The 26805-nt window shown below is 63.6% G+C and carries 17 protein-coding genes, 1 tRNA gene and 2 pseudogenes; 16 read left to right on the top strand and 4 right to left on the bottom strand.

All coding sequences use genetic code 11. The features are described from left to right. Positions 1–128 precede the first annotated feature (128 nt). Positions 129–914 carry an SDR family oxidoreductase gene (locus OZ411_RS36920; RefSeq protein WP_282531870.1) on the bottom strand — a complete coding sequence of 262 codons (786 nt, stop codon included), beginning with the start codon at positions 912–914 and terminating at the stop codon, positions 129–131. A 150-nt stretch (positions 915–1064) separates the two neighbouring features. Between OZ411_RS36920 and OZ411_RS36915 the strand changes: the two genes are divergently transcribed. Both OZ411_RS36915 and OZ411_RS36910 read left to right on the top strand, forming a co-directional pair. After that, positions 1065–1772 (top strand): histidine phosphatase family protein, encoded by a 708-nt coding sequence (locus tag OZ411_RS36915; protein ID WP_282531869.1) that lies wholly within the window; start codon positions 1065–1067, stop codon positions 1770–1772. A 74-nt stretch (positions 1773–1846) separates the two neighbouring features. Continuing rightward, positions 1847–2614: an SDR family oxidoreductase gene (locus tag OZ411_RS36910; RefSeq protein ID WP_282531868.1), complete on the top strand. Its 768-nt coding sequence runs from the start codon at positions 1847–1849 to the stop codon at positions 2612–2614. A gap of 16 nt (positions 2615–2630) precedes the next feature. Here the strand turns inward: OZ411_RS36910 and OZ411_RS36905 are convergent, their stop codons facing one another. Further along, positions 2631–3851 carry a serine hydrolase domain-containing protein gene (locus tag OZ411_RS36905; RefSeq protein WP_282531867.1) on the bottom strand — a complete coding sequence of 407 codons (1221 nt, stop codon included), beginning with the start codon at positions 3849–3851 and terminating at the stop codon, positions 2631–2633. Between the two features lie 152 nt (positions 3852–4003). Here OZ411_RS36905 and OZ411_RS36900 point away from each other — a divergent pair. The 12 genes from OZ411_RS36900 to OZ411_RS36845 all read left to right on the top strand — a co-directional run bounded on the left by OZ411_RS36900 (position 4004) and on the right by OZ411_RS36845 (position 22179). Then, positions 4004–4079, top strand: a tRNA-Trp gene (locus tag OZ411_RS36900). Positions 4080–4296: 217 nt separating this feature from the next. Further along, positions 4297–4488 (top strand): preprotein translocase subunit SecE, encoded by a 192-nt coding sequence (secE, locus tag OZ411_RS36895; RefSeq protein WP_016840554.1) that lies wholly within the window; start codon positions 4297–4299, stop codon positions 4486–4488. 20 nt (positions 4489–4508) lie between these two features. After that, positions 4509–5039 carry a transcription termination/antitermination protein NusG gene (gene nusG / locus OZ411_RS36890; RefSeq protein WP_130577520.1) on the top strand — a complete coding sequence of 177 codons (531 nt, stop codon included), beginning with the start codon at positions 4509–4511 and terminating at the stop codon, positions 5037–5039. A gap of 103 nt (positions 5040–5142) precedes the next feature. After that, entirely contained in the window at positions 5143–5571 is a 429-nt protein-coding gene (gene rplK / locus OZ411_RS36885) for a 50S ribosomal protein L11 (protein ID WP_282531866.1), read from the top strand. Positions 5572–5577: 6 nt separating this feature from the next. Next, positions 5578–6270, top strand: a complete 693-nt coding sequence (gene rplA, locus OZ411_RS36880) for a 50S ribosomal protein L1 (protein ID WP_130577509.1) — start codon at positions 5578–5580, stop codon at positions 6268–6270. 95 nt (positions 6271–6365) lie between these two features. After that, entirely contained in the window at positions 6366–7322 is a 957-nt protein-coding gene (locus OZ411_RS36875; protein ID WP_282531865.1) for a 2-hydroxyacid dehydrogenase, read from the top strand. A gap of 537 nt (positions 7323–7859) precedes the next feature. Beyond that, positions 7860–8378 carry a 50S ribosomal protein L10 gene (gene rplJ, locus OZ411_RS36870; protein WP_130577507.1) on the top strand — a complete coding sequence of 173 codons (519 nt, stop codon included), beginning with the start codon at positions 7860–7862 and terminating at the stop codon, positions 8376–8378. 56 nt (positions 8379–8434) lie between these two features. Further along, positions 8435–8812: a 50S ribosomal protein L7/L12 gene (rplL, locus tag OZ411_RS36865; RefSeq protein ID WP_130577506.1), complete on the top strand. Its 378-nt coding sequence runs from the start codon at positions 8435–8437 to the stop codon at positions 8810–8812. Between the two features lie 437 nt (positions 8813–9249). Then, complete coding sequence (gene rpoB, locus OZ411_RS36860; protein WP_130577505.1) at positions 9250–13368, top strand: DNA-directed RNA polymerase subunit beta; 4119 nt, start codon at positions 9250–9252, stop codon at positions 13366–13368. 199 nt (positions 13369–13567) lie between these two features. Continuing rightward, complete coding sequence (gene rpoC, locus OZ411_RS36855) at positions 13568–17767, top strand: DNA-directed RNA polymerase subunit beta' (protein WP_130577504.1); 4200 nt, start codon at positions 13568–13570, stop codon at positions 17765–17767. Between the two features lie 179 nt (positions 17768–17946). Then, positions 17947–20001: an FAD-dependent oxidoreductase gene (locus OZ411_RS36850; protein ID WP_282531864.1), complete on the top strand. Its 2055-nt coding sequence runs from the start codon at positions 17947–17949 to the stop codon at positions 19999–20001. A gap of 153 nt (positions 20002–20154) precedes the next feature. After that, positions 20155–22179, top strand: a complete 2025-nt coding sequence (locus OZ411_RS36845; protein WP_282531863.1) for an ABC transporter ATP-binding protein — start codon at positions 20155–20157, stop codon at positions 22177–22179. Here the strand turns inward: OZ411_RS36845 and OZ411_RS36840 are convergent. Continuing rightward, positions 22110–23362: pseudogene (locus OZ411_RS36840) on the bottom strand (NAD(P)/FAD-dependent oxidoreductase). The gene OZ411_RS36845 and the pseudogene OZ411_RS36840 sit on opposite strands and share 70 nt — an antisense overlap. Before the next feature lie 154 nt (positions 23363–23516). Between OZ411_RS36840 and OZ411_RS36835 the strand changes: the two are divergent. Continuing rightward, positions 23517–24401, top strand: a pseudogene (locus OZ411_RS36835) (GNAT family N-acetyltransferase); the annotation flags it as partial. 171 nt (positions 24402–24572) lie between these two features. On the opposite strand, the gene OZ411_RS36830 reads toward OZ411_RS36835, so the two are convergent. Further along, on the bottom strand, positions 24573–25760 hold the full coding sequence (locus OZ411_RS36830) for an NAD(P)/FAD-dependent oxidoreductase (RefSeq protein ID WP_282531862.1): 1188 nt from the start codon (positions 25758–25760) through the stop codon (positions 24573–24575). A gap of 669 nt (positions 25761–26429) precedes the next feature. On the opposite strand from OZ411_RS36830, the gene rpsL reads away from it, so the two are divergent. Next, positions 26430–26801 carry a 30S ribosomal protein S12 gene (rpsL, locus tag OZ411_RS36825; RefSeq protein ID WP_028168167.1) on the top strand — a complete coding sequence of 124 codons (372 nt, stop codon included), beginning with the start codon at positions 26430–26432 and terminating at the stop codon, positions 26799–26801. Positions 26802–26805: the final 4 nt, after the last annotated feature.

Here is a 26805-nt window from a genome sequence, read left to right as displayed (position 1 = left end):
GCGCGTGCCGCTTACGCCAATGCAACTTGACAATCCAGATAGTCGCTCATCCGTCGCGCATTTCATGCGCGACACCTTCTCCCACAAGGGGAGAAGGGAAGAATGCGCGTCATGTTCCGCAATCATTCCTAAATCGGCTTGCCCGTGTACGGCATCGACGCCGTGAGGCCGCCATCGACCGGGATCGCCTGACCGTTGACGTAAGACGCCTCATCGCTTGCAAGGAACAATCCCATCGCGGCGAGCTCGTGCGGCTGGCCGGCGCGCTTGAGTGGATTGAGTTGGCCGATCTTGTCGGAGGTGCCGCGCTCCTTGGCGCGGTCGAACACCGGCTTGGTCATGCCGGTCTCGATCAGGCCGGGGCAGACCGCGTTGATGCGCACGCCAGTGCCGGACAGCGAATAGGCGGTGGTCTGCACCAGGCTGATGACGCCGGCCTTGCTGGCGCCGTAGGGATGTCCGCTGGCACCGGCTTTCAACCCCGCCACCGACGCGGTGCAGATGATCGAACCATATCCCTGCTTGGTCATATGCGGGATCGAATGCTTGATCGCGAGGAACGGTCCGATCAGGTTGATGCGCAGCACCTCCAGCCAGTGCTCGACCGTCTGGTCGGCGAGCGGCACCAGGCCGCCGCTGACACCGGCATTGGCCCAGATCGCATCGAGCTTGCCGTATTTCGAAAGTGCTTTATCGATGACGCCCTTCACGTCGGCTTCGGAGCCTGCATCCGCCATCACGGCCTCGACGGTGCCGCCGGCCTCGCGGACGAGCTTTGCGGTCTCGTTCACGCCCTCGGCGCGGTCGACCGCGATCAGTTTTGCGCCTTCCTTCGTGAACAACAGAGAGGCAGCGCGCCCGATGCCGCTTCCCGCGCCGGTAATGATGACGGATTTGCCTTCGAGGCGGCCCATGTGTTTCTCCCTGATAGCTTTGCGTATCGGCGCTTGCCGCTGCGCGGAATTCAAACAAGATTTCAAACGCCCGAGTCACTTCAGACAAGTCACTTGAGACGTTATGTGCTCTGACGTAGGACACGTGCACACTATTCAAGGGGTCTTGTGATGTCCAATGCTGACAAGTCAAAGGTAGTCACGACGCGGTGGTGGTGGGTTCGGCATGCGCCGGTGCGCAGCGATGGCGGCAACATCTACGGCCAGAAGGACATTGAATGCGACACCAGCGATCGCGAAGTGTTCGACGCGGTCGCGAAGATCCTGCCGCGCACCGCGGTCTGGTACGCAAGCAACCTGATGCGCACGCATCAGACCGCGGAGGCGATCTGGGCTGCGGGCTTTCCGAAGCCTGCCAGCATGGCGAAGGAAGCCGCCTTCGCCGAACAGCATCTCGGCCGGTGGCAGGGCATGAACCGCGCGGCGTTCCTTGCCAGCCGCCCGGTCGGCAGCCACTGGTTCGCCGATATCAACGAGCCCGCGCCTGATGGCGAGAGCTTCATGGATCTCTATACCCGTGTCTGCCGTGCGATCGTGCGGATCGATGTCGCGGAAGCCGGCAAGGACGTGATCGCGGTCGGTCATGGCGGCACGATCAAGGCTGCCGTCGGTCTGGCGCTCGGCGGCCAGCCGGAGAGGGGACTTGCCTTCGACATCGATAATTGTTCGGTGACGCGGCTCGACCATTTCGCGAGCGCGGACACCAGCCTCTGGCGGTTGCCGATGGTGAACCAGCAGCCATGGATCGCGGACGCAAAGCATGCCGCGATGCATCAGCCGGCCGGACCGGAAGTCGTGCCGGAGAACAAGCTCGCCTGACGCACAGTTGTCCGCGATGGCGAACGCTGCTTAGCTCGGAACCAACATCAAGACATCATTTGTGGGAGAGAAACATGAGCTTATTCGACATGAAGGGAAAAGTCGCCGTCATCACCGGCTCGACACGCGGTATCGGCCGCGCCATTGCCGAGCGCATGGCAGAGCATGGCGCCAAGGTGGTGATCTCCTCGCGCAAGGCCGATGTCTGCGACGAGGTGGCGAAAGAGATCAACGGCAAGTTCGGCAAGGGTACCGCAGTCGCGGTCGCGGCGAACATCTCGAGCAAGGAGAACCTTCAGAACCTCGTCGACGAAAGCAACCGCGCCTTCGGCGAGATCGATGTGCTGGTCTGTAACGCGGCGTCGAATCCCTATTACGGCCCGCTGGCCGGCATCTCCGACGACCAGTTCCGCAAGATCCTTGAGAACAACATCGTCGCCAACAACTGGCTGATCTCGATGGTGGTGCCGCAGATGATCGAGCGCAAGGACGGCTCGATCATCATCGTGTCCTCGATCGGCGGCCTGAAGGGATCGACCATCCTCGGCGCCTACGCGATCTCGAAGGCCGCCGACATGCAGCTCGCGCGCAATCTCGCCTGCGAATACGGCAAGCACAATATCCGCGTGAACTGCATCGCGCCCGGCCTGATCAAGACCGACTTTGCCAAGGCGCTGTGGGACAATCCGGAGAACCTGAAAGCCTCGACCGCGCGCTCGCCGCTGCAGCGCATCGGCATCCCCGACGAGATCGCCGGCTGCGCGGTGCTGATGGGATCGAAGGCCGGCGACTTCTTGACCGGCCAGACGGTGGTGATCGACGGCGGCGCGACGATCAGTTGATCGCGCGCCGGTCGGCTCAGTCCAGCGCCGCGTAGACGCCGTTCCTGACCAGCGTGCGGGTATAGTCGCGCTGGCCCGGGCCCTGCGACATGAACACCGCGAACAGCTCCTCGACCGGATCGATCCAGAAGAAGGTGCCGGCGACGCCGCTCCAGAAGAACTGGCCGACCGAGCCCGGAAACGGCGCGATGCCCTGATGGGTGCGCACCGCAAAGCCGAGGCCGAAGCCGTGGCCGGGTGGGACCAGCGTGCCCTGGATCTTCACGTGCGGGCCGAGGTGATCCGACGCCATCAGTTGCAGCGTCTTGCGGCCGATGATCCTGGTGCCGTCGAGCGCGCCGCCGTTGAGCAGCATCTGCGAGAAGCGGGCATAGTCCATCGTGGTCGAGACCAGCCCGCCGCCGCCGGATTCCATCGCCGGCTTCTCAAGCATGTTGAAAAGCTGCACCTTCTCGCCGGTCCAGGGATCGGTCGAGAATGCCTCGGCGAGCCGGCTGGCATTCTCCTCGCCGGTGTAGAAACCGGTCTCGGTCATCTGCAGCGGCGCCAGGATGCGTTCGGTCAGGAAGGCACTGAGCGTCTTGCCGCTGACGACTTCGATGATGCTGCCGAGGAGGTCGGTGGAGCGGCTGTAGTTGAACTCGGCGCCGGGCTGGCAGATCAGCGGCATGCTCGCGAGCAGGGTCGCGTGCTCGGCATTGGTGATCTTGCGGCTGCGCAGCCGCGATTGCTGATAGAGCTGCTGCACCAGGCCGTTGCCGGTGTGGTCGTAAGTCAGGCCGGAGGTGTGGCGGAGCAGGTCCTGGATCGTCATCGGGCGGTTGGCCGGCACCAGCTCGAGCTGGCCGTTGTGCTCGACGCCGACCTTGGTCTCGGCGAACTCCGGGATGAATTTCGCGACGGGATCGCTGAGCAGGAAGTGGCCGTCCTCCAGCAGCATCATGATGCCGACCGAGACGATCGGTTTGGTCATCGAGAAGATGCGGAAGATGGTGTCATGCGCAATCGGCGCCCCCTCGGGGGCCTGCCGGCCGATGGTGTCGAACCAGCCGATCTGGCCGCGGCGGGCCACCAGCACAGTGGCGCCGGGGATGGTTCCCTTGTCGACCTCGCGCTTGAAGGTGTCGGACATCCGCTGCAGCCGGACGCTGGAGAGGTCAAGCTGCTCCGGCCTGGCGGAGGGCAGGGGTGGCGTCTGCGGGGCGGATGTCGGCCTGGGGGCGGTTTGCGCGGTCATGGTCTCTCCCGTTGCTTCTTGTTGTCGCGGCGACGGCTAAAGTCTGGCCGAGAAGTGTGATCTTGAACAGGGTGTTTACCGCTTCACCCTTGCATTCGGGGCATGCCCTGTGCTTCAAACGGCGCGAACCGGCGGCAACGCTTCGGTTCCTTAGGAGTGTAGCTCAATTGGTAGAGCACCGGTCTCCAAAACCGGGGGTCGCAGGTTCGAGCCCTGCCACTCCTGCCAGCATGCGCATATCTTGACCTTTCACCGCTCCCGCAGTACATACCCGCCACCTGCAGCCGGCCCGCGTTTAAAAGGCGGATATCCGGCGCGGCTTTAAATCCCCCGAACAACCGAGCCTGTTAACCGGCTCATCCTTCGCGAGAGGGCTGGGCGCTCAAGGACTGTTCGGATTCCTGAAACACTTGAATCGTCTGACGACGGACGCGGACTTTAAAGAATGGCTTTCAGCCCGTTCAAATTCCTGCAGGAAGTGCGCTCGGAGACCGCCAAGGTCACCTGGCCGACCCGTCGTGAGACGACGATCACCACGATCATGGTGTTCGTGATGGTCGCGCTGGCGTCGATCTTCTTCTTCGCCGCGGACCAGATCATCCGCTATCTTATTACCCTCATCCTGGGCATCCACTGATGAGCACGTTAACGCAATCCATGGACAAGCGCTGGTACATCGTCCACGCCTACTCGAACTTCGAGAAGAAGGTGGCGGAATCGATCCGCGAACAGGCCAAGCAGCGGGGGCTGGAAGAGCTGTTCGAACAGGTGCTGGTCCCGACCGAGAAGGTCACCGAGGTCCGCCGCGGCCGCAAGATCGACGCCGAGCGCAAGTTCTTCCCCGGCTATGTGCTGGTGAAGATGAAGCTCACCGACGAAGCCTTCCACCTCATCAAGAATACCCCGAAGGTGACGGGCTTCCTGGGCGCGGAAAACAAGCCGATGCCGATCTCGGAAGCCGAGGCCATGCGGATCCTGCACCAGGTGCAGGAGGGCGTGGAAAGACCGAAGGCGTCGGTGTCGTTCGAGATCGGCGAGAATGTGCGGGTGGCCGACGGGCCGTTCGCCTCGTTCTCGGGCGTGGTGGAAGAAATCGACGAGGCGCGCTCGCGCGTGAAGGTCGCTGTCTCGATCTTCGGCCGTGCCACCCCGGTCGAACTGGAATTCGGTCAGGTCGAGAAGGTCTGATTTGAAGAGGACGTGGGAGGAAGGGGGCGGTCGCCAGCCGCTCCCGGTCCGAACCACGGAACCTGAACCCGCCGGACAATGTCCGGCACAACAGGAGTGATACATGGCAAAGAAAGTGACCGGATACCTGAAGCTTCAGGTCCCGGCCGGTGCGGCGAACCCGTCGCCACCGATCGGCCCCGCGCTTGGTCAGCGCGGTCTCAACATCATGGAATTCTGCAAGGCGTTCAACGCCCAGACGCAGAAGGAAGAGAAGAACACCCCGATCCCGGTGGTTATCACCATCTATGCGGATCGTTCCTTCACCTTCGAGATGAAGACGCCGCCGATGTCTTACTTCTTGAAGCAGGCTGCCAAGATCCAGTCCGGCTCGAAGGCGCCGGGCCGTGACAAGGCCGGCCAGGTGACCAAAGCGCAGGTGCGCGAGATCGCCGAGAAGAAGATGAAGGATCTCAATTGCGACACCGTCGAAGCGGCCATGAAGATGGTCGAGGGCTCTGCCCGTTCGATGGGTCTGGAAGTTGCGGGGTAAGGCGCCATGGCAATCGGAAAGCGTTTGAAGAAGGCCCGCGAAGGTATTGACCGCGAAAAGCTTTACCCGCTCGCGGACGCCATCAAGCTGGTCAAGGAGCGGGCCAAGTCGAAATTCGACGAGACCATCGAGGTCGCGATCAATCTCGGCGTCGACCCGCGTCACGCCGACCAGATGGTGCGCGGCGTGGTGACCCTGCCGAACGGCACCGGCCGCACGCTCCGCGTCGGTGTGTTCGCCCGCGGCGCCAAGGCGGATGAGGCCAAGGCGGCGGGTGCCGACGTCGTCGGCGCCGAAGACCTGGTCGAGAAGGTGCAGGCCGGCAATATCGACTTCGACCGCTGCATCGCCACCCCCGACATGATGCCGCTGGTCGGCCGCCTCGGTAAGGTGCTTGGTCCGCGCGGCATGATGCCGAACCCGAAGATCGGCACCGTGACCATGGACGTCACCGGCGCCGTGAAGGGCGCCAAGGGCGGCTCGGTCGAGTTCCGCGTCGAGAAGGCCGGTATCATCCAGGCTGGCGTCGGCAAGGCCTCGTTCTCCGAGGACAAGCTGGTCGAGAACATCAAGGCGCTCGCGGACGCCGTGGTCAAGGCCAAGCCGGCCGGCGCCAAGGGCACCTACGTCCAGCGCGTGGCGGTTTCCTCCACTATGGGCCCGGGCGTGAAGGTCGAGCCGGGCACGCTGCTCGGCTAACCGCTGGCATAGCGCATGAATAAAGAGGGCGGGATCGGGCAGCCGGTTCCGCCCTTCGCTTTACGGCGTGGCGTAGCTTGCAGGAAAGAACAACAATGCCCGATAAGGTCCTGATCTATTCGCGCTTTCCCAAGGCCCAGCTCCAGCGCTTCGGCGAGCGCTACGAACTGTTGAACGCCGCCGGCAAGCGGCTGAACGAGGCGTTCTCGGCTGCGGAACTCGCCGACATCCGGGCGCTGATCACCGCCGGCGGCAGCGGGCGACTCGGGGCCGACGCCATGGACATGATGCCGAAGCTCGGCGCGATCATCTGCTACGGCACCGGCTATGACGGCATCGATCTTGCGGCCGCCGCGAAGCGCAACATCGCGGTCGGCAACAGTCCCGGCGCGAATGCGGCCTCGGTGGCCGACATTGCGGTGACGCTGATGCTGGCGGCGGTCCGCCGGCTGCTGGTCGCGGACAATTATGTGCGGGGCGGCGACTGGGCGGGGGCAAAACCATCGCCGATGATGCGGCCGCTGGCCGGCATGCGCGGCCGCAAGGTCGGCGTCTATGGCATGGGCGAGATCGGCCGCAAGATTGCCGCGCGCGTCGCCGCCTTTGAGACCGAAGTCGGCTATTTCAGCCGCAGCCGGCACGACGTGCCGTATCAGTATTTTTCGAGCCTCGAGGCGCTGGCCGACTGGTGCAGCGTCCTGATGATCGCGGTGCGGGCCGGGCCGGACAACAACCACGCCGTCAATGCCGATATCCTCCGCCGGCTCGGCCGCGACGGTTTCGTCGTCAACATCTCGCGCGGTTCCGTAATCGATGAGGCCGCGCTGCTCGCGGCACTGTCGGACCAAGCCATCGCCGGTGCTGGTCTCGACGTGTACGCAACCGAGCCGCACGCGCCGGACGCGCTCACCGCGTTGCCGAACGTGGTACTGACGCCCCATATCGGCGGCCACACCCTGGAATCGCATGTGGCGATGCAGGACTGCGTGCTGGCCAATCTCGAGGCATTTTTCGCCGGCAAACCGCTGCCTTATCCGGTTCGGCTCGCCTGATCTGTCCGCGGCCCGAATTTTGCTCTTGGCAAGCGCGGGCCGAGCCGCTAAATAACCGGCTCCGGGCGTGCTGGCGGTCGCTGGCACGCTCGTGCTCGCATTCCGAAAACTTGGCTCGATAGGAGAGTTTTCCTTCCAGGCATCCACTTGGATTGCTCGAAAGGAAGCGACCCCGTCGGCCCCGTTGGGATGAGGGCAGGGGCTGCGGCTTAAGCCGTTGGCCTCGATCCTGTCCGAGACTGCAGGCGCCCGCGACAAACTTCGGTTTTTCAACGGCTTAATCGCATGGCCTGCATAGACGGGTGAAAACCGGATTTGCTTCGCGCGGAGCCTTAAGCGGGCCTTGCAGAAGCCGACTTGGTTCGAACCTCGACAGCCCGCGGCCGAAAGGCCGACGGGAGGGCAGGCTTCAAGAATGTCGTCTTGCCCGGCGTGTCCCTCGGACTTCGGTCCCGAGGCATAAGGTTTGGGTGGGACGATGGGTGCAACCCGGCGGTCCCGCGCGAGCGAAAGACCGCCAACCGGAGAGAGCTTGCTGTGGAACGAGCGGCAAAGAAAGAGGCGGTCGAACAGCTCAACGAGGTCTTCAAGACCACGAGCGTTGCGATCGTTGCTCACTATTCCGGCCTCACCGTCGCCCAAATGCAGAAGCTGCGCATGCAGATGAAGCAGGCGGGCGCCTCGGTGAAGGTCTCGAAGAACCGTCTCGCCAAAATTGCTCTTGAAGGCACGGACGTCGCTGCCATCGGCTCCCTTCTGAAGGGGCCGACCGTGATCGCTACCTCCAACGATCCGGTTGCGGCGCCAAAGGTTGCCATCGATTTCGCCAAGGCGAACGAGAAGTTCGTCATCCTCGGCGGCTCGATGGGTAAAACCGTCCTGAATGTCGATGGCGTCAAGGCGCTTGCCTCGCTGCCGTCGCTGGACGAACTGCGCGGCAAGATCGTCGGCCTCATCGTGGCCCCGGCGACCAAGCTCGCCCAGCTCTCCAATGCGCCCGCGGCCAAGCTCGCGCGCGTCATTCAGGCTCATGCCTCAAAGGGCGAAGCGGCCTGACGCCCTTCGCAAAACTCAAACCCTGGTTCGAACCAAACGTTTAAGGAAACAGATCAATGGCTGACTTGCAGAAAATCGTCGACGACCTCTCGAGCCTCACCGTGCTCGAAGCGGCCGAACTCGCAAAGCTCCTGGAAGAGAAGTGGGGCGTGTCCGCCGCCGCTGCCGTGGCAGTGGCTGGTCCCGCCGCTGGTGGCGCCGCCGCCGCTCCGGCCGAAGAAAAGACCGAGTTCTCGGTCGTGCTGGCTGCGGCCGGCGACAAGAAGATCGAGGTTATCAAGGAAGTCCGCGCCATCACCGGCCTGGGCCTGAAGGAAGCCAAGGACCTTGTCGAAGGCGCTCCGAAGCCGGTCAAGGAAGGCGTCAACAAGGAAGAAGCCGACAAGATCAAGGCCCAGCTCGAGAAGGCTGGCGCGAAGGTCGAACTCAAGTAATGCGCGAGGCGGGGGTGCGCCCGGCGCGCCCCCGCCATGCAAAAGGCGTGCGACGGGTTGTCGCGCTACGGGTTATACACAAAAAAGTGTGGGGATTCGTAGACTTAACCCTCGAATCTCCATGATCGCCGTCCCATATCGGGGTGGCAGCGGAAAACACGGTTGGCGGCGGGGGCGGCAGGGCTTCCACGGGAACCGTTGGGAGACAGGCAGATTTCGGGCTTTTTCAGTCCGTGAAGCGAGAAGTTTTGACGGGCGGGTGCGTCAAGCGCCCCGCGCGTCCTTTTGCGTTTTGAAGGTGACAAGAACGAATTGAGGATTTGGTTCCTGAATTTGGCCCTTGTTCCTTCGAAACGAATCGAAATTCAACCCGGGCGCGGTGGCAGCCGCGCTCCGGAAGGTACGCCCCAAAAGGGCGGCGAAAATGAGAGGCCCCGATGGCGCAGCAGACATTCACCGGTCGCAAACGCGTACGCAAGTTCTTTGGTCACATCAAGGAAGTCGCGGAGATGCCGAACCTCATTGAGGTTCAGAAGGCGTCCTACGACCAGTTTCTGATGGTCGATGAGCCCCAGGGCGGGCGGGCGGACGAAGGCCTGCAGGCCGTGTTCCGTTCCGTGTTCCCGATCTCGGACTTCTCCGGCACCTCAATGCTGGAGTTCGTGCGCTACGAGTTCGAGCCGCCGAAATACGACGTCGACGAGTGCCGCCAGCGCGGCATGACCTTCGCTGCGCCGCTCAAGGTGACGCTGCGCCTCATCGTGTTCGATATCGACGAGGAGACCGGTGCCAAGTCGGTCAAGGACATCAAGGAGCAGGACGTCTACATGGGCGACATCCCGCTCATGACCATGAACGGCACCTTCGTCGTCAACGGCACCGAGCGCGTCATCGTCTCCCAGATGCACCGCTCGCCGGGCGTGTTCTTCGACCACGACAAGGGCAAGACCCACTCCTCGGGCAAGCTCCTGTTCGCGGCGCGCGTGATCCCCTATCGCGGCTCCTGGCTCGACATCGAGTTCGACGCCAAGGACATCGTGTTCGCGCGCATCGATCGCCGCCGCAAGATTCCCGTGACCTCGCTGATGTACGCGCTCGGTCTCGACGGGGAGCAGATCCTTTCGACCTTCTACAAGAAGATCAGCTACAAGCGTACCAAGGAAGGCTGGCGCGTGCCGTTCGACGCCAACCGTTTCCGCGGCTATTCCACGGTCAACGACCTGATCGACGCCGACACCGGCAAGGTCGTGCTCGAGGCCGGCAAGAAGCTCACCGTTCGCCAAGCCCGCCTGTTGCAGGAGAAGGGCCTCAAGGCGTTGCGTCTGTCGGATGAGGAACTGGTCGGCAATTACCTCGCCGAGGACCTCGTCAATCCGAAGACCGGCGAGATCTACGCCGAAGCCGGCGAGGAGATCACCGAGAAGCTCCTGAAGTCGCTCAACGAGCAGGGCTACAAGGACCTGCCGCTGCTCGACATCGACCACGTCAACGTCGGCGCCTATATCCGCAACACCCTGTCGGCTGACAAGAACATGACGCGCGAGGACGCGCTGTTCGACATCTACCGCGTGATGCGTCCGGGCGAGCCGCCGACGCTGGATTCGGCGCAGGCCATGTTCCAGTCGCTGTTCTTCGATTCCGAGCGCTACGATCTCTCCGCGGTCGGCCGCGTCAAGATGAACATGCGCCTCGAGCTCGATGCGCCCGACACCCATCGCACGCTGCGCAAGGAAGACATCCTCGCCGTCATCAAGACGCTGGTCGACCTGCGCGACGGCAAGGGCGAGATCGACGACATCGACCATCTCGGCAACCGTCGCGTGCGCTCGGTCGGCGAACTCATGGAGAACCAGTACCGCATCGGCCTGCTCCGCATGGAGCGCGCGATCAAGGAGCGCATGTCGAGCGTCGATATCGACACCGTCATGCCGCAGGACCTGATCAACGCCAAACCGGCGGCGGCCGCCGTGCGTGAATTCTTCGGCTCCTCGCAGCTCTCGCAGTTCATGGACCAGACCAACCCGCTCTCGGAGATCACCCACAAGCGGCGCCTGTCGGCGCTTGGCCCGGGCGGTCTGACCCGCGAGCGCGCGGGCTTCGAGGTGCGCGACGTGCACCCGACGCATTACGGCCGTATCTGCCCGATCGAGACGCCGGAAGGTCCGAACATCGGCCTGATCAACTCGCTCGCGACGTTTGCGCGCGTCAACAAATACGGCTTCGTCGAGACGCCCTACCGAAAGATCAAGGAGGGTCGCGTCACCGACGAGGTGGTGTACCTGTCGGCGATGGAGGAGGGCCGCTACCGCGTCGCGCAAGCCAACGTGCCGCTGGATCCGAAGGGCCGCTTCACCGAAGACCTCGTGGTCTGCCGTCACGCCGGCGAAGTGTTGCCGGTGACCCCTGACAAGGTCGACTACATGGACGTGTCGCCGAAGCAGCTCGTTTCGGTGGCCGCCGCGCTGATTCCGTTCCTTGAGAACGACGACGCCAACCGCGCGCTGATGGGCTCGAACATGCAGCGCCAGGCGGTGCCGCTGGTTCGCGCCGAGGCGCCGTTCGTCGGCACCGGCATGGAAGGCGTGGTTGCCCGGGACTCGGGCGCCGCGATTGCGGCCCGCCGCTCGGGCGTGATCGACCAGATCGACGCCACCCGCGTCGTCATCCGCGCCACGGAAGATCTCGATCCGACCAAGTCGGGCGTCGATATCTACCGTCTGATGAAGTACCAGCGCTCCAACCAGTCGACCTGCATCAATCAGCGTCCGCTGGTGAAGGTGGGGGACATCGTCAAGAAGGGCGACATCATCGCTGACGGTCCGTCGACCGATCTCGGCGAGCTCGCGCTCGGCCGCAACGTGCTGGTCGCGTTCATGCCGTGGAACGGCTACAACTTCGAAGACTCGATCCTGCTCTCCGAGCGGATCGTGAAGGACGACGTCTTCACCTCGATCCACATCGAGGAGTTCGAGGTGATGGCCCGCGATACCAAGCTGGGTCCGGAGGAAATCACGCGCGACATTCCGAACGTTTCGGAAGAGGCGCTGAAGAACCTCGACGAAGCCGGCATCGTCTATATCGGCGCGGAAGTGCGCGCCGGCGACATCCTGGTCGGCAAGATCACGCCGAAGGGCGAAAGCCCGATGACGCCGGAAGAGAAGCTGCTCCGCGCCATCTTCGGCGAAAAGGCCTCCGACGTCCGCGACACCTCGCTCCGCGTGCCCCCGGGCGTGCAGGGCACGATCGTGGAAGTCCGCGTGTTTAACCGCCACGGCGTCGACAAGGACGAGCGTGCGCTGGCGATCGAGCGGGAGGAGATCGAGCGTCTCGCCAAGGACCGCGACGACGAGCAGGCGATCCTGGACCGCAACGTCTACAACCGTCTCGCCGAGCTTCTGGAGAACCGCCAGGGCATCTCCGGTCCGAAGGGCTTCAAGAAGGACACCAAGATCACCCGCGCGGTGCTCGATGAGTATCCGAAGTCGCAGTGGTGGCTGTTCGCCTCGCCCAACGACAAGCTGATGGCCGAGATCGAGGCGATGCGTAAGCAGTACGACGAGTCGAAGAAGGGGCTCGAGCAGCGCTTCCTCGACAAGGTCGAAAAGCTGCAGCGCGGCGACGAACTGCCGCCCGGCGTGATGAAGATGGTCAAGGTCTTCGTCGCGGTGAAGCGCAAGATCCAGCCCGGCGACAAGATGGCCGGCCGCCACGGCAACAAGGGCGTGGTGTCCAAGATCGTGCCGATCGAGGACATGCCGTTCCTCGAGGATGGTACGCATGCGGACATCGTGCTGAACCCGCTCGGCGTGCCCTCGCGCATGAACGTCGGCCAGATCCTCGAGACGCATCTCGGCTGGGCCTGCGCCGGCCTCGGCAGGCGCATCGGCCAGACCATCGACGCCTATTACCAGAGGCAGGATCTCAAGCCGCTGCGCGAGACCCTGAAGAGGATCTATGGCGACGATGAAACGATCCGCTCACTGAACGACAACGAGCTGATCGAGCTGGGCCGCAATCTGAGCCATGGCGTGCCGATCGCAACCCCGGTGTTCGACGGCGCCAAGGAGGCCGACATCGAGGAGATGCTGAAGCTTGCCGGCTTCGACGCCTCCGGCCAGTCGACCGTCTATGACGGCCGCACCGGCGATCCCTTCGATCGCAAGGTGACGGTGGGCTACATCTACATGCTGAAGCTGCACCATCTGGTGGACGACAAGATCCACGCCCGCTCGATCGGCCCGTACTCGCTGGTCACCCAGCAACCGCTGGGCGGCAAGGCGCAGTTCGGCGGCCAGCGCTTCGGCGAAATGGAGGTGTGGGCGCTGGAAGCCTATGGCGCGGCCTACACGCTGCAGGAGATGCTGACCGTGAAGTCGGACGACGTCGCCGGCCGTACCAAGGTGTACGAGGCGATCGTGCGCGGCGACGACACGTTCGAGGCCGGTATCCCCGAGTCGTTCAACGTGCTGGTCAAGGAAATGCGCTCGCTCGGCCTCAACGTCGACCTGCACAATTCCAAGGTGGGACCGGCGCCGACGTCGGAAGCGGCCGAGTAATTTCGTGAAGGCGGCGGTGACGCCGCCTTTGCCGCCGTCATCGTCCGCCAACGGGTCCGGCAAAAGGCCGGCCCGATGACAAGCTCCGGCGGACGATCCAGTAACCCGCGGCTGCGGTGATTACTGGATGCCCCGCCTTCGCGGGGCATGACAGAAAAGGAATGCATGGGCCGACGAAAGTCGGCAGACGGAGAAGACCATGAACCAAGAGATTATGAATCTTTTCAATCCGACGACGCCGGCCCAGGTCTTCGACCAGATCCGGATTTCGATCGCGTCCCCGGAGAAGATTCTGTCCTGGTCCTACGGCGAGATCAAGAAGCCGGAGACCATCAACTACCGCACCTTCAAGCCGGAGCGGGACGGGCTGTTCTGCGCCCGCATCTTCGGGCCGATCAAGGACTACGAGTGCTTGTGCGGCAAGTACAAGCGGATGAAGTACAAGGGCATCATCTGCGAAAAGTGCTCGGTCGAGGTCACGCTGTCGCGCGTCCGGCGCGAGCGCATGGGCCATATCGAGCTCGCAGCGCCCGTCGCCCACATCTGGTTCCTGAAGTCGCTGCCGTCGCGCATCGGCCTTCTGCTCGACATGACGCTGAAGGATCTCGAGCGCATCCTGTACTTCGAGTACTACGTCGTGCTCGAGCCGGGTCTCACCGCGCTCAAGGACCGTCAGCTCCTGTCGGAAGACGAGTACCTGAGGGCGCAGGACGAATACGGCCAGGACAGCTTCACCGCCATGATCGGCGCCGAGGCGATCCGTGAATTGCTGAAGGGCCTCGAGCTGGAGAAGCTCGAGCTCTCGCTGCGCGCCGAGATGCAGGAGACCGACTCCGACATCAAGCACAAGAAGCTCGCCAAGCGGTTGAAGATCGTCGAGGCCTTCCGCGTCTCCGGCAACAAGCCGGAATGGATGATCATGACGGTCATTCCGGTGATTCCGCCGGATCTGCGCCCGCTGGTGCCGCTCGATGGCGGCCGCTTCGCGACGTCTGACCTCAACGACCTCTACCGCCGCGTCATCAACCGCAACAACCGCTTGAAGCGGCTGATGGAGCTGCGCGCGCCCGACATCATCATCCGCAACGAGAAGCGCATGCTGCAGGAGGCCGTCGACGCACTGTTCGACAACGGCCGCCGCGGTCGCGTCATCACGGGCGCCAACAAGCGTCCGCTGAAGTCGCTCGCCGACATGCTCAAGGGCAAGCAGGGGCGCTTCCGTCAGAACCTGCTCGGCAAGCGCGTCGACTATTCCGGCCGTTCGGTGATCGTGGTCGGTCCCGAGCTGCGCCTGCATCAGTGCGGCCTGCCGAAGAAGATGGCGCTCGAACTGTTCAAGCCGTTCATCTATTCGCGGCTTGACGCCAAGGGCCTGTCGACGACCGTGAAGCAGGCGAAGAAGCTGGTCGAGAAGGAGCGGCCCGAGGTCTGGGATATCCTGGACGAGGTGATCCGCGAACATCCGGTGCTCTTGAACCGCGCGCCGACGCTGCATCGCCTGGGCATCCAGGCGTTCGAGCCGGTGCTGATCGAGGGCAAGGCGATCCAGCTTCACCCGCTGGTCTGCGCCGCGTTCAACGCCGACTTCGACGGCGACCAGATGGCCGTGCACGTTCCGCTGTCGCTCGAGGCGCAGCTCGAAGCGCGCGTCCTGATGATGTCGACCAACAACATCCTGCACCCCGCGAACGGCCAGCCGATCATCGTGCCGTCGCAGGACATCGTGCTCGGCCTCTACTACGTCTCGATCATGCGCGAAGGCCTGCCCGGCGAGGGCAAGATGTTCGGCGACATGGCCGAGCTCGAGCATGCCCTGCACTCGAAGGTCATCCACCTCCACACCAAGATCAAGTACCGGTGGGAGGGCCTCGACGAGGAAGGCAAGAAGAGCAAGCGCTGGATCGAAACCACCGCGGGCCGCGTCATGCTCGGCAACCTGCTGCCGAAGCACCCGAGGACTTCGTACGACATCATCAACAAGCTGATGACCAAGCGCGAGATCTCCGGCGTGATCGACCAGGTCTACCGGCACTGCGGTCAGAAGGAGACGGTGATCTTCTGCGACCGCATCATGGCGCTCGGCTTCTACAACGCCTTCAAGGCCGGCATCTCGTTCGGCAAGGACGACATGGTCGTGCCGGCGTCGAAGTGGAAGATCGTTGACCAGACCCGTACGCTGGCGAAGGATTTCGAGCAGCAGTACAATGACGGCCTGATCACCCATGGCGAGAAGTACAACAAGGTCGTCGACGCCTGGTCGAAGGCTGGCGAAGAAGTCGCCAAGGCGATGATGAAGGAGATCTCCTCGACCAAGAAGACGGCCAGCGGGGCGGATGCCGACATCAACTCGATCTACATGATGGCGCATTCCGGTGCGCGTGGTTCGCCGGCGCAGATGCGCCAGCTCGCCGGCATGCGCGGCCTGATGGCGAAGCCGTCGGGCGAGATCATCGAGACGCCGATCATTTCCAACTTCAAGGAAGGCCTGTCGGTGCTCGAGTACTTCAACTCGACCCACGGCGCCCGCAAGGGCCTCGCGGACACCGCGTTGAAGACCGCGAACTCCGGGTACCTGACCCGCCGCCTGGTCGACGTGGCGCAGGACTGTATCATCACGTCCAGCGACTGCGGCACCCATCTCGGCATCAAGATGCGCGCCATCATCGATGCCGGCACGGTGGTCGCCTCGCTCGGCTCGCGCATCCTGGGCCGCGTGGCCTGCGATGACGTGCGCGATCCCGCGACCAACGACGTCCTGATCGCGCGCGGAACGCTGATGGAGGAGTCCCATGTGGACGCCGTCCAGAAGGCCGGCATCCAGGAGGTGAAGATCCGTTCGGCGCTGACCTGCGAGCTCATCAACGGCATCTGCGCCAAGTGCTACGGACGCGATCTCGCCCGCGGCACCCCGGTCAACCACGGCGAGGCGGTCGGCGTGATCGCGGCGCAGTCGATCGGCGAGCCGGGCACGCAGTTGACGATGCGTACGTTCCACATCGGCGGCGCGGCGCAGATCAACGAGCAGTCGTTCGTGGAGTCGAACTTCGACGGCAAGATCGTGATCAGGAACAAGGCGATCGCCCGCAACAGCGAAGGCCACCTGGTCGCGATGGTTCGCAACATGGTGGTTGCGATCGTCGATGCCGACGGCACCGAGCGTGCGACCCATCGCATCCAGTACGGCTCGCGCATGCATGTCGACGAGGGCGATATGGTCAAGCGCGGCCAGCGCATCGCCGAGTGGGATCCGTACACCCGTCCGGTGCTCACCGAGGTCGAGGGTACGATCGGGTTCGAGGACCTGGTCGAGGGCCAGTCGATCTCGGAGACGCTGGACGAATCCACCGGTATCGCCAAGCGCGTCGTCATCGACTGGCGATCGACGCGTGGCGGCGCGGATCTGCGCCCGGCCATCGTGGTCAAGGGCAAGGACGGCAAGGTGATGAAGCTGGCGCGTGGTGGCGATGCCCGCTACATGCTGTCGGTCGACGCGATTCTGTCGGTTGACGTCGGTGCGCAGGTGAAGCCCGGCGACATCCTGGCGCGTATCTCGACCGAGAGCGCCAAGACCCGCGACATCACCGGCGGTCTGCCGCGCGTGGCCGAACTGTTCGAGGCGCGCAAGCCGAAGGATGCGGCGATCATCGCGGAAGTGGCGGGCACCATCCGCTTCGGCCGCGACTACAAGAACAAGCGCCGCATCTCGATCGAGCCGACCGACAAGACCGAGGAGCCGCGCGAGTACCTGATCCCGAAGGGCAAGCACATCCACCTTCAGGACGGCGACATCGTCGAAAAGGGCGATTTCATCGTCGAAGGCAATCCGGCGCCGCACGACATCCTGGCGATCAAGGGCATCGAGGAGCTCGCTGCCTACCTGGTCAACGAAATCCAGGAGGTCTACCGGCTGCAGGGCGTGCTCATCAACGACAAGCACATCGAGGTGATTGTCCGTCAGATGCTGCAGAAGGTGGAGGTCACCGATCAGGGCGACACCGACATGATCTCGGGTGAGCAGGTCGACAAGATCGAGTTCGACGCGCTCAACACCAAGGCCAAGGAAGAGGGCAAGAAGCCCGCGACCGGAACCCCGGTGCTGCTCGGCATCACCAAGGCGAGCCTGCAGACCCGCTCGTTCTTCTCGGCGGCCTCGTTCCAGGAGACCACCCGCGTGCTCACCGAAGCCGCCGTCAACGGCAAGGTGGACCCGCTGGAAGGCCTCAAGGAGAACGTCATTGTCGGCCGGCTGATCCCGGCAGGCACGGGCGCCTCGATGGCTCGGATCCGCGAAGTCGCCATGAAGCGCGACAAGCTGATCCTCGACGAGCGCGAGAAGCAGGCGGCGATCGTGCCGTCCGCGCCCGAAGCGGAGCCGCTGGCGCTGCCGCCTGCGGAGTAACACCCCGCAAAACTACGGTACTCACGAAAAGGCCGGCTTTTTGCCGGCCTTTTTGCTGCTCTCCTCTTGTGCTGCGCTGCAGGAACGCGCTTTGTTCATCTTTCCTTCAGACAGAAAAGCGCTTCTGCTAAGAGCGGCCGCGGCCGGGTGCTTCGCCCGCCCGGAAGAACGGAATCCCCATGCTTGATCTCGCAATCGTTGGCGGCGGCCCCGGCGGGCTGATGAGCGCCTGGTACCTGAAGAGGAAGCTCGGCGACCTCTGCCGCGTCACCATTTACGAGGCGTCGGACCGGCTCGGCGGCAAGATCGTCACGCGCAAATTCGATACCGCACCCGCGACCTACGAGGCCGGCGTGGCCGAGATCTACGATTATTCGATGACGGGCCCGGATCCGCTGCGCGAACTAATTCAGCATTTCGGCCTGCAGACCATTCCGATGGATGCCGAGCAGGTCCAGCTCGACGGCGAGTTCCTGAACGACGTGCCGGGCATGCGCCGCAAATACGGCGCGAAGACCGCCGAGGCGATCGAAGCGTTCCGCAAGCGCTGCACCGAGATGATCTCGCCGGCCGAATACTACGAAGGCGTCGGCGCGCACGACAACGAGCATCCCTGGGCCCACAAGACCTGCGAGCAGTTGCTCGACGAGGAGGTCGAGGACCCGACCGCCAAGCGCTTCTTCAAGGTGATGGCGCGCTCCGACATCGCGACCGAGAGCCACAACACCAACGGGCTCAATGCGCTGAAGAATTTCGTGATGGATATCGACGGCTATATCGGCCTGTACTCGATCCAGAACGGCAATGAGCAGCTCGTCGAATGCCTGCGCTCGGAAGTCGATGCCGACATCCAGCTCAATCACCGGGTGCTGAAAGTCGGCAAGGCCGGCAACGGCCGCTACCGCCTCAACATGATGAACGGGAAGGGGCCGGAGACGCGTGACTTCGACCTCGTGCTGGTCTGCCTGCCGCATTCCTGGCTCGCCACGCTCGGCTGGGACGGCGAGGAGTTGCGCCAGTCGATGGTCAAGCACATCTCCTATTTCGACCGCCCGGCGCACTACCTGCGCGTCTCGATCCTGTTCGACGAGCCGTTCTGGGGCGAGAAGATCCCGGGCTCCTGGTTCATGTCGGATGCGTTCGGCGGCTGCTGCGTCTACAACGAAGGCTCGCGCCACGACGTTGGCAGGCACGGCGTCCTGAACTGGCTGATTGCGGGTTCGGACGCGCTGGCCTTTGCCAATCTGACCGACCAGGAACTGATCGATGCTGCGTTGAAGTCGCTGCCGGCTTCCCTCGGCAATGCGCGCGAGCATTTCCTCGAGGGCAAGATCCACCGCTGGCTGAGCTCGGTGAACGCGCTGCCCGGCGGCCTGCCGGCGCGCGACGTCATGACCAACCATCGTCCCGAGCCGAAGGACCATCCCGGCATCGTCGTGGTCGGCGACTATCTGTTCGATTCCACCCTGAACGGCCTGCTCGATTCCTCCGATGCCGCGACCGACATCATCCTGACCGAGATGATCCGGCTGCGCCATGCCCGCGCCCAGGCCGAGCGGCCGCTGTCGGACAAGATCGACCGCGATTATTTCGAGAATTATCGCGGGCAGGGTCCGTACAGCGAGGCGTGGCGCCACTTCACCGATCCCGCGCTGCTGATGGAGATGATCCAGCTCGTCTGGGGCGAGGCCAAGGGCTACAAGCTCCTGGTGGCGGGCTCGGCCAGCGGCGAACTGGTCGGCGCGCTGCGCGAGCGCGGGGTTGACGCCTGGGGTGTCGAGAACAACCGCTTCATCCACGGCAAGACGCCGAAGGCGCTGCAGAAGTACAACAAGCTCGGCTCGGTCGTCGACCTGCCGTTCGAGGACAACGAATTCGACTTCGTGTTCGAGACCAGCCTCTGCCATCTCGGCGGAAAGCAGGTGGTGCGCGCGGCGCGCGCACTGCATCGCGTGGTCAAGACCGGCCTCGTGTTCGGCTCGGTGACCTCGGATCTCGCGCCCGGCTTGATCGACCGCTACGATCTGTTGCGTGGCGTCAAGAAGCTCGCCACCTGGTGGGAATGGTCGGAACTGTTCTTTGGCAACGGTTTTGATCTCGCCGCCCACCGTCGCGACTGCACCGAGGCGCTGTGGACCGCGGCGCGCGCCGCCAACAAGGGGCCCGGCCACTGGTACGGCGACTCCGACGCGTTGCGCTATTCGTTCTTCGACAAGGTCGAGGACGAGGATTGACCCAAGGATTGACCCAAAGCTTGGCCGGCGCAATCGGCCGGTTCAATTGCTTTGCCCAATCCTTGCTGATCGCATAGAATCGTTGGCATAGCGCGTATCGCGCTGTCGCGCTCGATTTGCGGTCATGCCGGCCGTGCAGTATCGGTTGGTTTCATGGCATCGAAGCCCCCATCATCTGACGGTCACAATCCGGTTGCGACGGATGAACTCGAGCTGAAAAAGAAGCTCGGGGCGAATGCCGATTCCGCTGCGTCTAGGCCCGGCGGGAAGCCTTCGTCGACATCACCGCCTCCCGATGATGATGACGAAGCCGACGACGAGAACGAAGTCGAGCTCGATGACGATGATGAGGACGAGGACCTCGTCGTCTTCACCGCCAAGGAAGCCGCCGGCGCGCTCGCCACGATCTACGGCTTCGTCAAGCCGTATCTCGCCAACTACAAGCAGATGCTGGTCTTCGTCAGCTTCGGCCTTGTGGTCGAGACGTTGTTCAACGTCATCATGCCGCTCAGCCTGAAGTTCCTGATCGACGATGCCCTCGGCGAGGAAGATTTTCAGGCGCTCTACAAGATCCTCGGCGTGCTCGCCGCCGCCGGGATCATCACCTCCATCATCGCGGTCTGGTACGAACGCTGGGACGCGCGGCTTGCCGCCTGCATCATTTCCGACGCGCGGACCAAACTGTTCGAGCACGTCCAGAACCTGCCGTCGGCCTATTTCGCCCGCACCAAGCGCGGCGAGATTCTGTCACGGTTCTCGATCGATCTTTCGGCCTTCGAGGGCTCGGTCAAGAGCTTCGCCAACAGCGCCGCCTTGCCGTTCCTGGAGCTCATTGCCGGCATCATCCTGATGCTGTTCCTGAGCTGGCAGCTCGCCGTGGTCGCGCTACTCGTGTTTCCGATCACCCTGATCGGGCCGCGGATCCTGACCCCGAAAGCGGTGCAGGCCAATTACGAGCAGAAGCTGAACGAGGCCGCGCTGCTCGGCACCGTGCAGGAGAATGTCGCGGCCCAGGCCGTGGTGAAGGCGTTCAACCTGCAGCGCCGCGCGCTCGGCTGGTTCACGATGCGCAACAACGACGTGCGGCGGAAGGCGGCCTCCGCCATGTTCCTGTCGACCATGGTGGAGCGCACCGTCACCATCGCGGTGCTGCTGTTGCACCTCGTGGTGCTCGCGATCGGCGCCTATCTCGCCACCAAGGGCCAGATCACCATCGGCACCTTCGTCACCTTCGAAAGCGCATTCTGGGAGGTGTCCTACAACATCGCGCACCTGATGCACTTCATCCCGGTGTCGATCCAGTCGGCGGCGGCGGTGCAGCACATCCAGGAACTCCTGGACGAGCCGACGCGCGGCGCCGACCGGCCGGGCGCGCCGGACCTGCCGCGCATCACCAATGACATCACCTTCGAGCGCGTGACCTTCCAGTACGAGGGCAGTCAGGAGCCGCTGCTGGATAATTTCAGCCTCAAGCTCAAGGTCGGCCAGCGCATCGCGATCGTCGGCCCCTCTGGCTCGGGCAAGAGCACGCTGCTCAATCTGATCCTGCGGCTTTACGTGCCCGACGAGGGCCGCGTCACCATCGACGGCGTCGATATCCGCAAGGTGACGCGCGAATCGCTCAGGCGGAGCATGGCGGTCGTGTTCCAGGAGAACATGCTGTTCAACATGTCGATCCGGGAGAACATCCGCCTCGGCAAGGAAGGTGCAAGCGACGAGGAAGTCGTGGACGCCGCGCGCAAGGCCGAGATCCATCGCTTCATCATGAGCCTGCCACAGAAATACGACACCGTGGTCGGCGAGCGCGGCGACACCCTGTCGGGCGGCCAGCGCCAGCGCATCGCGATCGCGCGCGCCATCATCCGCAATCCGTCCGTGCTGCTGCTCGACGAAGCCACCTCGGCCCTCGACCAGACCACGGAGGCCGCGATCAACCGTACGCTGTTCAGGGTCGCCGCGGGCCGCACTATGATCTGGTCGACGCACCGGCTGACGTCGGTGGTCGACATGGACGAGATCATCGTGATCTCCGGCGGCAAGGCGATCGAGCGCGGCACCCATGCCGAGCTGCTCGCCGCAAACGGCATCTACCGCAAGCTCTGGGACGATCAGGGCCATGTCGCGCACAATGCCGCCGCGCAGGCCGACGACGACGATGAAGACGACGACGAGGAGTGATCGCTCAGCTTGACGTCGCGATCCGGCCTTGCCGCGCTGGGCGAAACGCGCCGGCGGTGGAATAGCGGACGCCTTGCGCGAAGCGGACCACGAAGCGGCCCCAGCGTCCGGCGCGCCAGGTCAGGCCATGGTCGATCGACAGCGAGCGAAGGTGGTAGGCCTTGGCAAGCGATCGTGCCTCGCAGGCCTGCTTGACCGGATCGTCGTAGAACGCCTGGATCTTCCGCACGTCCATGCCGTCGCTCGAAAGCCACGCCGGGATGTGGACGTTGCACAGTCGCTCGACGTCGGTGAAGACCTTGTCGCTACCGGTGCCGGCGGCGGGGCAGGAGGTGGAGAACGCGTCGCCGACCAGGACGATGCCGGGCTGCAAATATCCTTCGGTGACGTAGAGATCGGCGGGCCTGATCCTGATCGGCCCGGAGACCATGAAGCCTCCGGTCATGCGCGCAAGCCCTGGCATTGTGCTGAGCATGGTTGCTTCCGGCGACTCCCTGAACTGCTGCAGCCATGGGTCGGTCATGTCGCGGTAGACCATGAGATTGGCGCGCATCGTTCCGCCGATCGGGAACAATGTAAGATAGGCCATGCGCGCGCTCGGCCGGCCCGGCCAATAGGTCAGCGCTGGAAAATCGAACATCACGCGGCCGGCCGGCACGACATCGAAGCCTAGCGTGATCGAATGGCACGCGCTGGTGATGCGGCGCTGCATGCCGAGCGTGTGGCGCAGGCCGGTGTTCAGGCCGTTGGCGAGCACGACGAGCCGTGCCGAGATCTCCTGGTTGTTCGATAGCACGATCTTCTGCCGGTCGGCGCTGTTCGAAACAGCGTAGGCCTTGGCATGGATGATCTCGACATCACCGGGAATCTGCGCGCGCATGGTGTTGACCAGCGTGTCGTAGAGGATGCCGTGCTGATCGCTGGGCTTCTTGGCGACGACATAGCCGAACCGCGCCTCCCACACCTGGCCATCCAGCGTCGTGGCGCGCAGCGTCTCTTCGGCGAGGCCGGTCTTGCGCAACAGCTCGAGTTGGTCTCCGCCGAGCTTCTCGCAGCGCAGCTCGGGCGGGTAGTTCAGGTGCGGGTCGATCAGGCACGCCGAGATGCCCGCGCGTCCGAGCATCGCCGCGGCGGTCGAACCGGCGAGCCCGCCGCCGATGATGGCAACATCCGTGTAGCGCATGCGTCTTGCCTCTGATCGCAAGGCTCCATGCATGGCCGAGAATCGCAAAGGAACCCTGAATTGGTGCTTCACAATCCAGTCAGTCCCGCGTCCGCTTAATCGAAAAGCAATCTCCCGCAACCACGATCGGCGCGGTTGAAGAGCGCGAATTTCGATGATCACGGTAACGATTGATTCACCCAGGCTGGACATCGCCCTGCAATGGGACGAGCTGGTGCGGCGTGCGTCGTCGAACGTGTTCATGAATCCGGCCGCGCTTGCGGCGGTCGTTGCGACCGACTTTGCCAAGATACGCGTGTTGCTGGCCTGGGAGCAGGGCGCTGCGCGGCGCAGGCTCGTGGGCATCTGGGCGTTGCAGGTGCGGCAGGCGGTGCGGCTGTGGCCAAAGGTATCGGAAGCGCTGCCCTACGAGTACGCTTTTCTCTCCAGCCCCGTCGTCGATCCGGCTTTCGCCGATCAGGTCGTTCCCGCGTTCCTCGCCGCCATCGAACAAGACCCGCTGCTGCCTGATGTCCTCAGCCTCACGTCGCTCGACGGGGAATGCCCGAGCTATGCCGCCATGTCGAAATGGCTGGGCGCGCGTGGCATCGAACCGTTGCTCGTTGCAACGAGCAGCCGACCTTTCGTGACGACGGAATTCGGCGTGAAGCGTAGCGGCTCGACGCGGAAAAAACTGCGTCAGGACTGGAACAGATTGTCAGCGCTTGGCGCCGTCGATATCGTCAACGATCGGTCGCCCGGCGCGGTCCGCCAGGCGTTCGAGACATTTCTGACGATGGAAAAGGCAAGTTGGAAGGGCGAGCGGGGCACGGCGCTGCTGTCGGACGTCCGCGATGCCGCCTTCACCAGACAGTTGGTGCAGAATCTGGCCGACCGTCAGGCTTGCTCCGTCGCCTTGCTGCAGGTGAACGGCGAGGTGGCGGCCGCGCAGGTGCTGATGTATGGCGGCTCGACCGCCTACACCTGGAAGACAGCATACGATGCGCAGTTCGCGCGATATTCGCCCGGGCATCTGCTCGTCGACAAGATGACCGATCAGTTGCTCGCGGAGCCCGAGATCGAGGCGATCAATTCCTGCGCCGCCGAAGACAGTTTCATGGCCCAGCTATGGGCCGGCCGCCGCACCATGCTCGATCTGATCTTCGATGTCAGCGGAACGAAGTCGCTGGGCTACCGGATGGAAGCGGGCCGGCTGCTCGGCTACCATTTCCTACGGCGTCTGCGGCAGCGCCTCCGGCAGCGTCGTCCGGCGTCCTCCGCCAGCAAGCCGCCGCAGGGCGCCTCGGCCAAGCCACGACAGGAAGCGGCCGCCGCGCTGCGCACGCCAGTAAAGGCTGGTGTCCGTCGACACCCGGCGGAAGTCGAAGGCCTTGGCCATTGACCAGGCGTCGCAAGCCTTCTTGACGGGATCGTCGTAGTACGCGGCGATCTTGTCCACGCCCATGCCTTCGCTGGCAAGCCACGCCGGGATATGGACATTGCAGAGCTGGGCGACGTCCGTGAACACCTTGTCGGTGCCGGTACCGGTGACCGGGCAGGTGACCGAGAAGGCATCGCCGACTAGGACGATGCCCGGCCGCCGATAATTGGTACTGACAGAAAGATCGGCCGGACGCACCTTGATAACGCCGGCAACGGCGAACTCGCCGGTGATCCGGGAAAGTCTGGGCAGCGCGGCATTGAGGGTTCTGACCGGGCTCACCCGCATCTCGCGCAGCCAGGGATCATCGGCCTCACGATAGACGAACAGATTGGCACGCATCCGGCGCTCCTCGACCGGAAACAGCGTCAGATAGGGAATGCGGTCGCTGGGCCGCTCCGAGAAATAGGTCAAGGCCGGGAAGGGGAACGCCGGCCGGCCGACGGGGACGAGATCGAAACCGAGCGAGATTGAATGGCAGGGGCTGGTAATCTGTCGTTCGATGCCGATCATGCGGCGCAGCCCGACATTCAGCCCGTTGGCAAGCACGACCAGCCGGGCCGAAACCGTCTCGCCGCCGCCGAGCGTCACCTCCTGCCGCTCGGCGCTGATCGCAACATTGGTGACCTTGTCGTAGATGAACTCGGCGGGGGCGGCGATCTCAGCCCGAATCGCGTTGACGAGCTCGTCATACATGATGCCGTATTGGTCGATCGGCGCCCTGTCGAGCAGTCGGCCGAAGCGGGCGATCCAGTTTTCGCGTGCGTGAGTCGCGCGCGAAAGCACCGCCTCCGCCAATCCGGTCCGCGCGAATCGCTCGATCTGCCCGCCGCCGCCCAGCTTCTCGACGCGGAAATCGAACGGATAGACGTCGTGCGGGTCGATCAGGATGGTCGGAATGCCGGCACGGCCGAGCATGGAGGCTGCCGTGGAGCCGGCCAGTCCCCCGCCGATGATCGCGATGTCGGTATAGCGCATGGGAAATCCCGGTCTCCAAGCGGGTTCTTTGCGCCCGCAATGGCAAACAAAGGCTTATTTTGCGCGATATCTCTGGATGAGAGCCGCGCAAGAGCTGCTTCAGGATATTTATGTCCGGGTAAAAAAGTCGGCCGACTCGCCCGGAGGAAGGGCGCCGAGCCCTGCATTTTCACTCGCGCTGAGCGCGCGAAAGTGCCAAATCCATATGCGGCAGAGGCGTTTCTCGTATTGTCGTTTTGCTTGACTTCACTATCTACCGCTTATACAAGGCGCGAACTTAACGACAGGCGGTGAGCTACGCCAGCGTCGGAACGGAACACCCTATCAGACCCACTGGGACTGAGGCGGGCACCAACCTCGACGAATGCCGCTCAAACGCTGTCGATGATAGCTAGGCAATGCCAGGGCGATCTTTGTTCTCTTGAGCGCGTTCTCTTGAGAGTGAACTCGGATGCATGACCTCGGTTCTCAACCGGACAGCGAACGCTGATCGGTCGTGATCGCGGTCCTCTGTGGCGTCAAGCGCTTTCCGCTCAGCAACGAGTGGTAGGCGCGATTTCGTTTTGCGCGAATGGTTTTCGTGTGAGGCGGCCGGACGGGCGGCTCGTTCCCGTGAAGAATTTGCGGAGCCAGTGAGGTTCCGCGCGAACTTGAAGGGTGAAGGCTGACATGCCGACGATCAACCAGCTGATCGCAAAACCACGGGAAGTGCAGAAGTCGCGCAAGAAAGTGCCGGCGCTGCAGCAGTCGCCGCAGAAGCGCGGCGTGTGCACGCGCGTCTACACGACGACTCCGAAGAAGCCGAATTCGGCGCTTCGCAAGGTCGCCAAGGTGCGCCTGACCAACGGGTTCGAGGTGATCGGCTACATCCCCGGCGAGGGTCATAACCTTCAGGAGCACTCGGTGGTCATGATCCGCGGCGGCCGCGTCAAGGACTTGCCGGGCGTGCGCTACCACATCCTCCGCGGCGTGCTGGATACCCAGGGCGTCAAGAACCGTAAGCAGCGTCGTTCGAAGTACGGCGCCAAGCGTCCGAAGTAAGCGG

Source organism: Bradyrhizobium sp. Arg237L (assembly GCF_029990105.1).
GTDB lineage: Bacteria > Pseudomonadota > Alphaproteobacteria > Rhizobiales > Xanthobacteraceae > Bradyrhizobium.
Note: the sequence above shows the minus strand (reverse complement) of the source record. Positions and strands in the feature narration are given on the sequence as shown.

What these genes read in the sequence shown, in the direction of transcription:
- OZ411_RS36920 (WP_282531870.1), bottom strand. Translation starts at nt 914, where the DNA reads ATGGGCCGCCTCGAAGGCAAATCCGTCATCATTACCGGCGCGGGAAGC.
- OZ411_RS36915 (WP_282531869.1), top strand. Translation starts at nt 1,065, where the DNA reads ATGTCCAATGCTGACAAGTCAAAGGTAGTCACGACGCGGTGGTGGTGG.
- OZ411_RS36910 (WP_282531868.1), top strand. Translation starts at nt 1,847, where the DNA reads ATGAGCTTATTCGACATGAAGGGAAAAGTCGCCGTCATCACCGGCTCG.
- OZ411_RS36905 (WP_282531867.1), bottom strand. Translation starts at nt 3,851, where the DNA reads ATGACCGCGCAAACCGCCCCCAGGCCGACATCCGCCCCGCAGACGCCA.
- secE (WP_016840554.1), top strand. Translation starts at nt 4,297, where the DNA reads ATGGCTTTCAGCCCGTTCAAATTCCTGCAGGAAGTGCGCTCGGAGACC.
- nusG (WP_130577520.1), top strand. Translation starts at nt 4,509, where the DNA reads ATGGACAAGCGCTGGTACATCGTCCACGCCTACTCGAACTTCGAGAAG.
- rplK (WP_282531866.1), top strand. Translation starts at nt 5,143, where the DNA reads ATGGCAAAGAAAGTGACCGGATACCTGAAGCTTCAGGTCCCGGCCGGT.
- rplA (WP_130577509.1), top strand. Translation starts at nt 5,578, where the DNA reads ATGGCAATCGGAAAGCGTTTGAAGAAGGCCCGCGAAGGTATTGACCGC.
- OZ411_RS36875 (WP_282531865.1), top strand. Translation starts at nt 6,366, where the DNA reads ATGCCCGATAAGGTCCTGATCTATTCGCGCTTTCCCAAGGCCCAGCTC.
- rplL (WP_130577506.1), top strand. Translation starts at nt 8,435, where the DNA reads ATGGCTGACTTGCAGAAAATCGTCGACGACCTCTCGAGCCTCACCGTG.
- rpoB (WP_130577505.1), top strand. Translation starts at nt 9,250, where the DNA reads ATGGCGCAGCAGACATTCACCGGTCGCAAACGCGTACGCAAGTTCTTT.
- rpoC (WP_130577504.1), top strand. Translation starts at nt 13,568, where the DNA reads ATGAACCAAGAGATTATGAATCTTTTCAATCCGACGACGCCGGCCCAG.
- OZ411_RS36850 (WP_282531864.1), top strand. Translation starts at nt 17,947, where the DNA reads ATGCTTGATCTCGCAATCGTTGGCGGCGGCCCCGGCGGGCTGATGAGC.
- OZ411_RS36845 (WP_282531863.1), top strand. Translation starts at nt 20,155, where the DNA reads ATGGCATCGAAGCCCCCATCATCTGACGGTCACAATCCGGTTGCGACG.
- OZ411_RS36830 (WP_282531862.1), bottom strand. Translation starts at nt 25,760, where the DNA reads ATGCGCTATACCGACATCGCGATCATCGGCGGGGGACTGGCCGGCTCC.
- rpsL (WP_028168167.1), top strand. Translation starts at nt 26,430, where the DNA reads ATGCCGACGATCAACCAGCTGATCGCAAAACCACGGGAAGTGCAGAAG.